The organism is Pseudomonas sp. LBUM1661, assembly GCF_059695925.1.
Window position 1 is genome coordinate 6,085,400 of sequence record NZ_CP166794.1, and the last position, 13,781, is coordinate 6,099,180.

The window sequence follows — 13,781 nt, forward strand, 5'->3', positions numbered from 1 at the left end:
GATTTGTGGTGCAGCTGCCGGCCCCATCGCGGGCAAGCCCGCTCCCACAGGGATCTTCTGTGAATGCAAAATTTGTAAACAACACAGAACACTGTGGGAGCGGGCTTGCCCGCGATGGGGCCCTAAAAGCCAGCGAAGGCCTTGAGCGGTACTTGCAACTTCCCCCACTCGCCCGCATAAATCAGGGCATGAATCTGCCCATTCCACCGGACAGCGCCCTGGCCGGCTTCCACCCCGCCGTCAGTGCCTGGTTCAGCAGCACCTTCCCGACGGTGACCGCCGCCCAGGCCCGGGCGTGGCCGTTGATCCGCCAACGCCGCTCGACCCTGATCGCCGCGCCCACCGGCTCCGGCAAGACCCTCACCGCGTTTCTCGCCGTTATCGATGACCTCGTCCACCGGGGCCTGGACAACGGCGGTCATCTGCCGGACGAAACCCTGGTGGTCTACGTTTCGCCGCTCAAAGCCCTGTCCAACGACATCCAGATCAACCTGCAAAATCCGCTGGCCGGGATCACCGAGCAATTACGGGTGATGGGCTTGCCCGAATTGCAGATCAATACCGCCGTGCGCACCGGCGATACGCCTCAAAAAGACCGCGCGGCGATGCGCAAGAACGCGCCGCATATTCTGGTCACCACCCCGGAATCGCTCTACGTGCTGCTCGGCTCCGACTCCGGCCGGCAGATGCTCGGCACTGCCCGCACGGTGATCGTCGACGAAATCCACGCGATCGCCGCGAGCAAACGCGGCAGCCACCTGGCCCTGAGCCTGGAACGTTTGCAAGCGCTTTGCGCTGAACCGCTGGTGCGCATCGGGCTGTCTGCGACGCAAAAGCCCATCGAGGCGGTGTCGCGCTTTCTGGTGGGCCGCGACCGTCCTTGCGAAATCATCGACATCGGCCACGCCCGTCCGCGAGACCTCGACATCGAGGTGCCGCCGGTGCCGTTGTCGGCGGTGATGGCCAACGACGTCTGGGAGCTGGTCTATGACCGCCTCGCCGTCCTCGCCCGTGAACACCGCACCACGCTGGTTTTCGTCAACACCCGGCGCCTGGCTGAACGCTTGAGCCGGCACTTGAGCGAGCGCCTCGGCAAAGAGGCGGTGGCGGCGCACCACGGCAGTCTGGCCAAGGAATTTCGCCTGGACGCCGAACAACGGCTCAAGCGCGGCGAGTTGCAAGTGTTGATCGCCACAGCGTCCCTGGAATTGGGCATCGACATCGGCGACGTCGATCTGGTGTGCCAGATCGCTTCGCCACGTTCGATCGCCGGGTTTCTGCAACGGGTCGGCCGCTCCGGACACCAGGTCGGTGGCACGCCCAAGGGTCGATTGTTCGCCACCACCCGCGACGACCTGATCGAATGCGCCGCCCTGCTCGACTGCGTACGCCGAGGTGAGCTCGACACCTTGCAGATCCCGGTGGCGCCGCTGGACGTTCTGGCCCAGCAGATCATCGCCGAAGTCAGTTGCCAGGAATGGCCGGAACAGGCGCTGCTGGAGACATTCCGCAAAGCCTCTCCCTACGCCGAACTCGACGAAAAACATTACCAGGCGCTGCTGCGCATGCTCGCCGAAGGCTACAACGGCCGTCAGGGCATCCGTAGCGCTTACCTGCATCGCGACGCCGTGAGCCGCACCTTGCGCGGTCGCCGGGGCGCCAAACTGACGGCCGTGACCAGCGGGGGGACCATTCCGGACAACGCCGACTACAGCGTGTTGCTGGAACCGCAAGCGCTGAACATCGGCAGCGTCAACGAAGACTTTGCAGTGGAAAGCATCGCCGGGGACGTCTTCCAGCTGGGCAACACTTCCTACCGAATCCTGCGGGTCGAAACCGGCAAAGTCCGGGTTGAAGACGCCCAGGGTCAGCCGCCGACCATTCCGTTCTGGCTCGGTGAAGCACCGGGGCGCAGTGCGGAATTGTCGTTTGCCGTGGCACGCCTGCAAGCGCAGCTCGATGAACTGCTCGGCGCTACGCCCGGCAACTTGCAACCGAGCCTCGACTGGCTGACGCACACCTTGGGGCTGAACGTCGCCAGCGCCGAACAACTGGTGGAATACCTCGCCCGTGCGCGCCAGACCCTCGGCGCCCTGCCGTCGCAAGACACGCTGTTGATGGAACGGTTTTTCGACGAGTCCGGCGGCACGCAACTGATCATTCACACGCCATTCGGCAGCCGCATCAATCGCGCCTGGGGCCTGGCCTTGCGCAAGCGTTTCTGCCGGACCTTCAACTTCGAATTACAGGCCGCTGCCAGCGAAGACGCCATCGTACTGTCGCTGTCCAACAGCCACAGCTTCGAACTCGACGACGTCTGGCGCTACCTGCACAGCAACACGGCCGAACACACGCTGATTCAAGCGGTGCTCGATGCGCCGTTGTTCGGCGTGCGCTGGCGCTGGAATGCCGGGGTTGCCCTGGCGCTGCCGCGTTACACCGGCGGGCGCAAAGTGGCGCCGCAGATCCAGCGGATGAAAAGCGAAGACCTGATCGCCAGCGTCTTCCCCAACCAGATCGCCTGCGTGGAAAACCTCGCCGGCGAACGGGAAATTCCTGCCCATCCGCTGGTGGAGCAAACCCTCGACGATTGCCTGCACGACGCCATGGACAGCGAAGGCTGGCTGGCGTTGTTGCGGCGTATGGAGCGTGGCGAGGTCCGCCTGATCAGCCGCGACCTGCCGGCGCCCTCGCCGCTCGCGGCGGAAATCCTCAGCTCCCGGCCCTACACCTTTCTCGACGACGCGCCGCTGGAAGAACGCCGCACGCAAGCGGTGCTCAATCGACGCTGGAGCGATCCGCAGTCCACCGACGACCTCGGTGCGCTGGACGCCGAGGCGATTCAAGCGGTGCGCGACGAAGCCTGGCCAGCGCCCACCGGCGTTGATGAAATGCACGAGGCGTTGATGAGTCTTTCGTGCATGACCGACGCCGAGGCGCAGGCCAATCCGCATTGGCTTGAATGGCTGAACGCCCTGGCCGACAGCGGTCGCGCCAGTCGTTTGCAGATCAATGCCGGGCAGTCGTTGTGGCTGGCACTGGAGCGGCTGACGTGTCTGCGAGCGATTTATCCGCACGCCACATTGCTGCCGCCGCTGGAGGCATTGCCCGATTTCGATGAGGTCTGGGAGCCGGACGAAGCGGTGCTGGAAGTGGTCCGCGCGCGGCTCAGCGCCTTTGGCCCTTTAGCGCTGAGCGCGATCGTCGAGCCGCTCGGCTTGGCGGTGACTCAAGTCACTCAAGCCTTGGCGCAACTGGAGCGCGAAGGCTATGTGCTGCGCGGCCGATTCACGCCTGACGCCGATCAGGAACAATGGTGCGAGCGGCATTTGCTGGCGCGCATTCATCGCTACACGGTCAAGCGTCTGCGGCGGGAAATCGAGCCCGTGGCGTTACAGGATTTCATGCGATTTCTGTTCGACTGGCAGCATTTATCGATGTCGACACAAGGTCAGGGCCGCGCGATTTTGCCGGCGATCATCAGCCAGTTCGAAGGCTACCCCGCTGCCGCTTCCGCCTGGGACAGCGACATTCTGCCGGCACGCATCAAAGACTATTCGGCGAGTTGGCTGGATGACCTGTGCCGCAGCGGCAAACTGGTCTGGACCCGTTTGACCGCGCGCAACAAGAGCGCCAGCACGGCGCTGCGCAGCACGCCGATTCTGCTGCTGCCGCGCAGTCAGGTTGGGCTGTGGAGCAGCCTGACCGAACAGACGCCGGTCAGCGAACTCTCGCCCAAAACCCAAAAGGTCTTTGAGGCACTCAGCCAACACGGTGCGCTGTTTTTTGATGAGCTGACTCACGAAGCGCACCTGCTGCGCGCGGAACTGGAAATCGCCTTGCAGGAATTGGTCGGCGCCGGATTAGTGAACGCCGACAGCTTCGCCGGCCTGCGCGCGCTGATCACTCCCGCCAGCAAACGGCAAAATCGCAGCAGCCGACGTGGGCGCGGGGCGTTTGTCGGCGGGATGGACGATGCCGGGCGCTGGGCGTTATTGCGACGCGGGGCGGCGCCACCGGTTGTGGATAACAAACACCCGGCGCCCACACCCACTGACACCCTGGAACACATCGCCATGACCTTGCTGCGCCGCTACGGCGTGGTGTTCTGGCGCTTGCTGGAACGTGAGGCGGATTGGCTGCCGAGCTGGCGGGAATTGCTGCGTACTTTCCATCGGTTGGAAGCGCGGGGCGAGATTCGTGGCGGGCGGTTTGTCAGTGGCTTGGCCGGTGAGCAGTTTGCGTTGCCCGAGGCGATTCCGTTGCTGCGCGAAGTGCGGCGCCGACCGCATGACGGGAGTTTGATCGCGGTGTGCGGGGTTGATCCGCTGAACCTCGCAGGCACGCTCTTGCCTGGGGAAAAAGTCCCGGCGCTGGCGAGTAATCGGCTGGTGTATCGCGATGGATTGCCAGCGGCGGCCGAGATTGCCGGCAAGCCGCATTTCTGGCTGGAGCTGGATCAGCAGGCCGGTGCTGAGGTGCACAACAAACTGATCCGGCATTGATGCTATCTGGTCTTGCACCATCGCGAGCAGGCTCGCTCCCACAGTTGATCGCATTCCGTGTGGGAGCGAGCCTGCTCGCGATTGGGCCATCAGCATCAACACAAATCATTGAGTTCACGGTTGATCCGGCATCAACACCGAGGAATGCTCCACCGCTTGAGCATCCTCTTTCGGCTCAACCCCCTGCCTCGGCAACAAAACCTGCTGTGGATAAGTCTGCGCGAAATGCACCCACGGGCTGTTATCCACAAGCTTCTTCAAGCGCTGATTGAACGCCCTGCTCACCGCGTACTGCCCGCCCGACACCGTGCGGAACTGCGCCGTCAGCACCACGCCATTCAAGTCCATCTTGTCGACACCGAACACATCCAGCGGCCCTTGCAGGTTGTACTTGAGGAACGCATCTTCGCGGATCGAATCCCCGGCCTCGCGAATCAACTCGATGGCCTTGTCGACATCGGTGTCGTAGGTGAACTGCACCGAGAAAAACGCATAGGCGAATTGCCGCGATTGGTTGGTCACTGCCTTGATCTGGCCGAACGGCACCGAGTGCACAAAACCCTTGCCATCGCGCAGGCGCAAGGTGCGGATGGTCAGGCCTTCGACCGTGCCGGCGTGACCGGAATCGAGCACCACCCAGTCGCCAATCGACAGCGTGTCCTCGATGATGATGAACAACCCGGTGATCACATCCTGCACCAGTTGCTGCGAGCCAAAACCGATCGCCAATCCCACGACTCCCGCACCCGCCAGAAACGGCGCTACGTTGATCCCCAGGTTAGCCATGGTGGTGATGGCGCAGATCACCACCAGGATGATTTTGATCGCGTTGCGCAGCAGCGGCAGGATGGTTTTCACTCGGGTGCTGGGTTGGCGCGCCGAACGTTTGCTCACGGGTGGCTTCAGCGCTTCCTGTATCGCCGTGTCCAGCACCACCCAGACCATCCAGGTGATCAGGAAAATCAAACCGATACGGCTCAGGGAATCGCTGATCGCCCGCCCGACCGTGTTGCTCACGGCAAATTCAAACAACGACACGCCCCAGATACGCCCGAGGACATCGATGAAGACAATGGCCATGGCGATCCGCAGCAACGCGTGCGAAAGGCTGAGAAAGCGATCCTTGTAGGCGCTGCTGCGTCGCACCGCCGACTCACCGCGCGACTTGAACAGATGATGCAGCGTGGTGCTGAGAAATACTGTCGCAATCAGCAACACCGTGGTGAACAGCGCGCAGCGCAGCACTTTCTGATTGTCATCGCCGATGCCGATCAGGTTGATCACCGAGACCAGCACCATCAATAGAATCGGCCAGTACCAGAGCCCGGAAAAGATCCGCAGCATTTCCCGCAATGCCGGCTGACCTTGACGCTGGGGCAACGGCAGAATGCGGATCAGATGCGCCACCGGACGGCGCATTTTGATTACCAGCAGGCCAAAGAAAATCGACGCGCCCAGCCCGGTGAACACCGCGATGCTGCTGGTCAGATTGCCGCCCAGCAGACGGGCGATCTGCGGGCTGGTCAAGGCATCGCTGAGGGCAACGAGGAAGCCAATCACAAACAGCGGCCGTGGGCTGTACTGGCGAATGATCTGCACTGCCGGGCGCTTGTGGCCGGCATTGAACAGCACCACCAGCGACACCAGCAGCGACGCGGCGAAAATGCCGCTGCTGGTGGCGTAGGCGAAACACAACGCCAGCGCACGGCCGGCGGACACCTTCAGAAAGTGGCTGACATACAGCGTCAGCGGCAGGCTGACCAACGCCGGAATCGTGTAGGGCAACACGTAACCCAGCAACGCCTGACCGCGTTCGCGAGTAAGCAGCAGGCGGTTCTGGCACAGACGTTTGGTCAGTAGTCCTCCGAGCAACCAGAGCAACGCAAAGACGCCAATCCACACGCCGGACAACAGCAGGAAGTCGCCGGCCACGCTCCAGCTCGAACGGGCCGATGGATGATTGACCAGTTGATCCACCTCATCGGCCGCGCGATCGGCACGTACGCGCCAGGCGTCGATCAGGTCTTCGTTGAGATCGAGTTTGCCCTGGACTTCCTCGATGCTCGAACTGATGGCCCCTAGCAGGCCACCCTGAACCAGCGGTTCGGGATGGGCCGGTGGTACGGCCGGCGTGGCGGCCGCCGGGACACCCGGTATCGCCGCTGCCTCCAGTTCATTGCTGCCCAGAATCAGCAACGCCCCCAGTAGTATCGCGGTCTTGAACTTGAACAAACGCGGTGCTCCTTCAAAAGGGTCTGTAAGGAACTGATCGGAACATTGTAGGCAAGTTCGGTTTTGGCCGTTAAACAATGCGGCCATTACACAATCCTTGTAGGAGCGAGCTTGCTCGCGATGAACTCAACGGCACCGCATTCCATCAGTCAACACGCGGTTTCGTTCACGTCCATCGCGAGCAAGCTCGCTCCTACCAGGCCCTACGCCGTCCATATTTGCGCACAGATCAAATATCAAATGCCTATCCCTGTATTTTTCCGCACAACCTAAACCCCGACACTGCGCTCCATCAATCAATCCACCGGAGTTGCAGCCATGCCCATTGCCTTGCTCGCGCTGACCCTAAGCGCCTTCGCCATCGGGACGACCGAGTTCGTCATCGTTGGCCTGTTACCGACCATCGGCGCCGACCTCGGCGTCAGCCTGCCCTCCGCCGGCCTGCTGGTCAGCCTCTATGCCTTGGGTGTCGCCATTGGCGCCCCGGTGCTGACCGCGCTCACCGGCAAAGTCCCGCGCAAACTGCTGCTGTTGTCGCTGATGGTGCTGTTCACCCTCGGCAACTTGCTGGCCTGGAAAGCGCCGAGCTACGAATCGCTGATCATTGCGCGGATCGTCACCGGCCTGGCCCACGGGGTGTTTTTCTCGATTGGCTCGACCATCGCCACCAGCCTGGTGCCGAAGGAAAAAGCCGCCAGCGCGATTGCCATCATGTTCACCGGCCTGACCGTTGCGCTGGTCACCGGCGTGCCGCTGGGGACGTTCATCGGTCAACATTTCGGCTGGCGTGAAACCTTCCTCGCCGTGTCGGCGCTGGGGGTGATCGCGTTCATTGGCAGCCTGCTCTATGTGCCAAAAAACATTACCCACAGCAAACCCGCGTCCTTGCTGGAACAACTGCAAGTGCTGAAGCAACCACGCCTGTTGCTGGTGTATGCCATGACCGCCGTCGGTTACGGCGGCTCGTTCATCGCCTTCACCTTCCTGGCGCCGATTCTTCAGGACATTTCCGGCTTCAGCGCTGGCACCGTGAGCCTGGTATTGCTGGTGTACGGCATCTCGGTGGCCGTCGGTAATATCTGGGGCGGCAAACTGGCGGACAAACGCGGCCCGATCGCCGCGCTGAAAATCATCTTCGCCCTGCTGGCTGCCGTGCTGTTCGTACTGACCTTCACCGCCGGCAATCCATGGCTGGCCCTGGCCACCGTGCTGGTCTGGGGTGCGGTTGCGTTCGGCAACGTGCCTGGCTTGCAGGTGTATGTGGTGCGTCAGGCTGAACACCACACTCCGAATGCGGTGGACGTGGCGTCGGGCCTGAACATCGCCGCGTTCAACCTCGGCATCGCCGGCGGCGCGTGGGGAGGTGGCTTGATCGTCGCCCACATGGGCTTGATCCACACTGCGTGGATAGGCGGGCTGGTGGTGTTGGTGGCCCTGGCACTGACCGCCTGGAGCGGTCGTCTTGATCGGTTGGGCCCGGTGTATGCCGAACCTGCGGAAGGCTCAACCCGAGTCGTCACAGGCCACTGATAAACCCTGTGGGAGCGAGCCTGCTCGCGATTGCGGTGGATCAGTCAACAGAGATGTTGAATGAGAAGCCCTCATCGCGAGCAGGCTGAACTGGTCAAGTAATCTTGGACACCGATTAAGGTTTCACGCCGCCAACTTCTCCCTGGCGACTGGTGACCGATAGTCGTTGTAGCTATGCGGCCTGGTGATGTTGTAGCGCGATACATAGCGCTGCACATCCGCTCGGGCCTCATGTTCCGATCCGTAGCCTGCTTCTGGCACCCACTCTGATTTCAAACTTCCAAAGAAACGCTCCATCGGAGCGTTGTCCCAGCATTCGCCTTTACGGCTCATGCTCTGCCGGAGTCCATGTTCCAGCAGTTCATTTCTAAATTTATGGCTGGTGTACTGGCAACCCTGGTCGGAGTGAAACAGTACGTCTTTTGGGCGACCGCGTAGTTCAATCGCCATCCGCAGGGCTTCGCAGGTCAGCGTGGCATCGGAGATCATCGAAAATGACCAGCCCACGATCCGGCGAGCGAACAAGTCCAGAACTGCCGCGAAATACAGCCAGCGCTTGCCGACTTTGATGTACGTCACGTCCCCACACCACACCTGATTGACCGCCGTAACATCAAACTTGCGTTTGAGCATATGCGGTGCCACCAAAGCTTCCACGCCGGGTGACTTGTACTTATGGCGCCGGCGTTGACGGCTGACAATGCCTGCTTCTCGCATCAGGCTGCGAGCCATGAATCGCCCGACATCATACCCGCCGGCTTGCAGCTGTTTAGCCAAGGTACGAGCACCCGCAGACTCTCTCGACGCCCTGTGGTGTTTGAGCAGCATGGCCTTGAGCCTCTCTCGCTTAGGACTCACTTTGCCTTGGCGCTGACGCCATGCGTAAAAGCTACTGCGGTTTATTCCGAAGACACGACAGCAATCGTTAACGCCGTACTGCTCGCCCAGCTCACAGATCAACGAGAGTGATCTTTGGCGTCCAAAAGCAGGAGAGCACTGGCCTTTTTTAGGATTTCGATATCCCGGTCTCTTTGCCTGAGCAAGGCTTTAAGTTCCTGGATCTCTCGCTGATCCGCGGTAATCGCCTTGGCTCCCACCGGAGTCGAACCCAAGCGTTCCTTACGAACCTGATCGACCCAGCGGCGCAAGGCCGTAGGGCCAATATCCAAACTGGTGCAGACCTCGGGAACGGACTGCCCCTCGTCCAGCACCATGCTGGCAGCCTTGAGTTTGAACTCATTGGAATAAGATTTACGCATATCCAAACACCTCAGATTTGGGCGCCATCATAGCGCCCGATTGAGGTGTCCAAAATCATTAGGCCAGTTCAGGCTCGCTCCCACATTGATTGAAGTATTTTCAGAAGGTGTGCCGTCCGTAACGCCGTCGAAACTTTCTCGTTCGCCCGACAGTCATCAAAAGACAGGGGTTGTCCGAGGACCATTAGACGGGAGGCGACATGGCGGCGATTCACATCGGTATTTCAGGTTGGCGCTACACGCCCTGGCGGGGGGATTTCTACCCGAAGGGACTGACCCAAAAGCGCGAATTGCAATTCGCCTCGCGGGCGGTCAACAGCATCGAAATCAATGGATCGTTTTACGCCCTGCAACGGCCAGAGCGTTATGCCCAGTGGTATACCGAAACCCCGCAGGGCTTCATCTTCAGCGTCAAAGCCCCGCGCTTCATCACCCACATCAAGCGCCTGCGGGACATTCATAAACCCTTGGCGAATTTCTTCGCCTCCGGGGTGCTGGAGCTCAAGGACAAACTTGGGCCGATCCTCTGGCAGTTTCCGCCCAACTTCAAATTCGATGCCGAGCTGTTCGAAACCTTCCTCGAACAACTCCCCCACGACACCGAACAGGCCGCCGCCCTCGCCCACCAGCATGATTCGCACGTGCACGGTCACGCCAGCCTGAAGGCCTACAGGAAAAAGCCTGTGCGCCATGCCGTCGAAATCCGTCACGAAAGCTTCATCGACCCGGCCTTCGTCCGCCTGCTCAAACGCCACAACGCCGCGCTGGTCATTGCCGACACCGCTGGTAAATGGCCGTACCGCGAAGACATCACCAGCGATTTTGTCTACCTGCGCCTGCACGGTGCCGAGGAGCTCTACGCCAGCGGTTACACCCCACAAGCGCTGAAACGCTGGGGCGACCGGATCGAGGCCTGGCACCACGGCCGGCAACCGAGCGATCCGCAGCTCATCGCGCCCCGGCAGAAGCCCAAGGCGCGCAAATCCCGTGAAGTGTTTTGCTACTTCGACAACGACATCAAAGTCCGCGCGCCCTTCGATGCGCGCAGCTTGCTGGAGCGCTTCCATCTGGATAAAGAACTCGCCACCCGTCCCGGTGAGCCCGCCGCCGAAGGAGTGCTGACATGAGCATATCCGAACCGGTCGGTACCACCGACGAACAACAACCCATCATCACCGCAGTGCGCAGCTTCACCGTACTGACGGTCAACACCCATAAGGGTTTCACCGCGCTAAACCGGCGCTTCATCCTGCCCGAGTTGCGCGAAGCGGTGCGCAGCGTGTCGGCCGACGTGGTGTTTTTGCAGGAGGTTCACGGCACCCATGAGCATCATCCCCAGCGCTACAGCAACTGGCCGACGATGCCGCAGTACGAATTCCTGGCCGACACCCTGTGGCCGCAATTCGCCTATGGGCGTAACGCGGTCTACCCGGCGGGCGATCACGGCAATGCGCTGCTGTCAAAATTCCAGATCATTCGCCACGACAACCTCGACGTTTCCATCGGTGGTCACGAGAACCGCGGCATTCTTCATTGCGTGTTGCGCCTGCCCGGCGACAGCACCGAAGTGCATGCCATTTGCGTCCATCTCGGCCTGCGCGAAACTCACCGCACGGAACAACTCAAGCTCCTGGCACGGCGCCTCGCAGAGCTGCCAAGTGACGCACCGGTGATCGTCGCCGGTGACTTCAACGACTGGCGCCAGCGTGCCGATGCACTGCTCAAGCCCAGCGGGCTGCGGGAAGTGTTCGCTGAACACCACGGCAAACCGGCGCGCAGTTTTCCGGCGCGCATGCCCGCGCTGCGCCTGGACCGCATCTACGTGCGCAACCTCAAGGCCAGCCATCCGCAAGTGCTGTCGGCGCGGCCCTGGTCACACCTTTCCGACCATGCACCGCTGTCGGTGGAGATCGAGCTATGAGCGCCCCACCGATGGAAAAATCAACCGTGGAACACCTCTCTACCACCCCGTCCGCGCGAGAGCCGGGCGTGGTTGATGTCGAGTACGGCTGGCAGGGCAACAACCGCGTCGAGCTGCTGGAAAACGGCGAAGCTTATTTCCCTCGGGTGTTCGAGGTCATGCGCCAGGCCAAAACCGAAATCCTCCTGGAAACCTTCATTGTGTTTGAGGACAAGGTCGGCGATGAGCTGCAACAAGTCCTCATCGATGCCGCCCAGCGCGGCGTGCGCGTCACCGCCAGCCTCGACGGTTTCGGCTGCGGTGAACTGAGCACAGGCTACCTCACGGCCTTGAGCCAGGCCGGCGTGCACATCCAGATGTTCGACCCGGCGCCCAAGCGCCTGGGCATCCGCACCAACTGGTTCCGCCGCCTGCACCGCAAGATCGTGGTGGTGGACGGCACCATCGCCTTCATCGGCGGCATCAATTTTTCCGCCGACCACCTGGCCGATTTCGGCCCTGAAGCCAAGCAGGATTACTCGGTGGAAGTGCAAGGCCCGGCGGTGGCCGACATTCATCATTTCGCGCTGCTGCAAAGCGGCCGCACCGGTCGAGCCAAATACTGGTGGCAACGTCGTCGGCAGCGACGCTCGGAATTGGCGTTCAGTGATTCTGACGGCCAGGTGCGGCTGGTGTACCGCGATAACGGTGAGCATTCGACCGACATTGAAGAGGTTTACCGCCAGGTGTTGCGCAGTGCCCAGCGGCGAGTGGTGATCGCCAACGCCTACTTCTTTCCGGGTTATCGCTTGCTCCGGGAGATCCGTAACGCGGCCCGGCGTGGCGTGGATGTTCGGCTGATTTTGCAGGGCCAGCCGGACATGCTGGTGGCCAAGCTGGCGGCGCGCATGACCTACGACTATCTGCTCAAGTCCGGCGTGAAGATCTTCGAATACTGCGACCGTCCGCTGCACGGCAAGGTGGCGCTGGTGGACGAAGACTGGAGCACCGTCGGCTCAAGCAATCTCGATCCGCTGAGTCTGTCGATGAACCTGGAAGCCAACGTGTTGATCCGCGATCGTGCGTTCAACCGAGATCTTTTCGAGCGCCTCGAAGACCTCAGCAATCACCATTGCAAAGTCATGTCCGCCGATAAGTCCCCACGCGGGCGGGTCTGGCACATGACCGTCGGCTTTCTGGTGTTTCACTTCCTGCGGCACTTTCCGGCCTGGGCCGGTTGGCTGCCGGCGCATAAACCGCGCTTGAAACCCTTCACCCATTCGGCCGGGAGCGACAACCATGAGCCGCGCTGACACACACTCGGCGCCGCACGCCGACAGCCCGAGCAAATCCCGCTGGAGCCGTTGGAAACGACCGCTGACGATGCTTTTTTTTCTTGCGCTGATCGTGCTGTTCACGATGCTTGCGCAGCGCCTCGAATGGGGCGAAGTGCTCGATAACCTCGCCGATTTCAAAGTGCGCACGCTGATCATCGCGTCCGGGCTGACGCTGGTGAGCTTTCTGGTCTACGCCTGTTTCGACCTGATCGGCCGCACCTACATTCGCCAGGACCTGACCTGGAAACAGATCCTGCCGGTGGGGATCATCAGCTATGCCTTCAACCTCAACTTGAGCGCCTGGGTCGGTGGCATTGCCATGCGCTATCGGCTGTATTCGCGACTCGGTGTGAGCAAAAGCAACATCGCAAAAATCCTCGGCCTGAGCCTGGCAACCAACTGGTTCGGTTACATGGTGATTGCCGGTGCGGTGTTCAGTAGCGGGCTGGTGCGAATGCCGCCAGGCTGGAAGCTGAGCAGTGGCGCGTTACAAGGTGTGGGCGTGTTGCTGTTGGTCGTGAGTGCGGGGTATCTGGCGGCGTGTCAGTTTTCCAAACGGCGGGAGTGGGCCATTCGCGGGGTGGAAATCAACTTGCCGTCGCTGCGCATGGCGGTCCTGCAATTGGCGCTCGGGGCGCTGAACTGGTCGCTGATGGCGGCGGTGATTTTCACCCTGTTGCCGAGCAAACTGGATTATCCGCTGGTGCTTGGCGTGCTGCTGATCAGCGCCATCGCCGGGGTTATCACACACATTCCCGCCGGGCTTGGGGTGTTGGAAGCGGTGTTTGTGGCGCTGCTGCAACATGAGGCGTCACGGGGGAGCCTGGTGGCGGGGTTGCTGGCGTATCGGGCGATTTACTTCATCTTGCCGTTGTTGATTACGTTGGTGATGTATTTAGTGGTGGAGGCAAAGGCCAAGTCGTTGCGGATTGCGAAGAAACCCAATTGATCAGGTGCTTTCCAGGACGCCATCGCGGGCAAGCCCGCTCCCACAGTTGATTGCGGATGCTCACCGAAA

The 13,781-nt window shown here is 61.3% G+C and carries 9 protein-coding genes; 6 read left to right on the top strand and 3 right to left on the bottom strand.

Annotation, left to right across the window (positions count from 1 at the left end; translation table 11 throughout):
- The first annotated feature begins 188 nt into the window (after nucleotides 1–188).
- The gene (locus ACA057_RS27985; protein WP_497344034.1) at nucleotides 189–4,505 is read left to right on the top strand and encodes a DEAD/DEAH box helicase; all 4,317 of its coding nucleotides are present in this window, start codon (nucleotides 189–191) and stop codon (nucleotides 4,503–4,505) included.
- 114 nt (nucleotides 4,506–4,619) lie between these two features.
- On the opposite strand, the gene ACA057_RS27990 is transcribed toward ACA057_RS27985, so the two are convergent.
- Nucleotides 4,620–6,737, bottom strand: coding sequence for a mechanosensitive ion channel family protein (locus ACA057_RS27990; protein WP_497344036.1), 2,118 nt, complete (start codon nucleotides 6,735–6,737; stop codon nucleotides 4,620–4,622).
- Nucleotides 6,738–7,055: 318 nt separating this feature from the next.
- Here ACA057_RS27990 and ACA057_RS27995 point away from each other — a divergent pair, with 318 nt between their 5' ends.
- The gene (locus tag ACA057_RS27995; protein ID WP_401357526.1) at nucleotides 7,056–8,267 is read left to right on the top strand and encodes an MFS transporter; all 1,212 of its coding nucleotides are present in this window, start codon (nucleotides 7,056–7,058) and stop codon (nucleotides 8,265–8,267) included.
- Between the two features lie 123 nt (nucleotides 8,268–8,390).
- Here the strand turns inward: ACA057_RS27995 and ACA057_RS28000 are convergent, their stop codons facing one another.
- Together ACA057_RS28000 and ACA057_RS28005 are read right to left on the bottom strand one after the other, a co-directional pair.
- Nucleotides 8,391–9,227 (bottom strand): IS3 family transposase, encoded by an 837-nt coding sequence (locus ACA057_RS28000; protein WP_497342245.1) that lies wholly within the window; start codon nucleotides 9,225–9,227, stop codon nucleotides 8,391–8,393.
- Complete coding sequence (locus ACA057_RS28005; RefSeq protein ID WP_497342247.1) at nucleotides 9,224–9,526, bottom strand: transposase; 303 nt, start codon at nucleotides 9,524–9,526, stop codon at nucleotides 9,224–9,226. Before ACA057_RS28005 ends, ACA057_RS28000 begins: the two co-directional genes overlap by 4 nt.
- 200 nt (nucleotides 9,527–9,726) lie before the next feature.
- Here ACA057_RS28005 and ACA057_RS28010 point away from each other — a divergent pair, with 200 nt between their 5' ends.
- Genes ACA057_RS28010 through ACA057_RS28025 form a run of 4 tightly spaced genes read left to right on the top strand, consistent with a single transcriptional unit; the run spans nucleotide 9,727 to nucleotide 13,712 of the window.
- Nucleotides 9,727–10,653 carry a DUF72 domain-containing protein gene (locus ACA057_RS28010; RefSeq protein ID WP_497344038.1) on the top strand — a complete coding sequence of 309 codons (927 nt, stop codon included), beginning with the start codon at nucleotides 9,727–9,729 and terminating at the stop codon, nucleotides 10,651–10,653.
- Nucleotides 10,650–11,447 (top strand): endonuclease/exonuclease/phosphatase family protein, encoded by a 798-nt coding sequence (locus ACA057_RS28015; RefSeq protein WP_497344040.1) that lies wholly within the window; start codon nucleotides 10,650–10,652, stop codon nucleotides 11,445–11,447. The genes ACA057_RS28010 and ACA057_RS28015 overlap by 4 nt, the downstream gene beginning before the upstream one ends.
- Nucleotides 11,444–12,739: a cardiolipin synthase ClsB gene (gene clsB, locus ACA057_RS28020; protein ID WP_497344042.1), complete on the top strand. Its 1,296-nt coding sequence runs from the start codon at nucleotides 11,444–11,446 to the stop codon at nucleotides 12,737–12,739. Before ACA057_RS28015 ends, clsB begins: the two co-directional genes overlap by 4 nt.
- Entirely contained in the window at nucleotides 12,726–13,712 is a 987-nt protein-coding gene (locus ACA057_RS28025; RefSeq protein ID WP_497344044.1) for a lysylphosphatidylglycerol synthase domain-containing protein, read from the top strand. The genes clsB and ACA057_RS28025 overlap by 14 nt, the downstream gene beginning before the upstream one ends.
- Nucleotides 13,713–13,781: the final 69 nt, after the last annotated feature.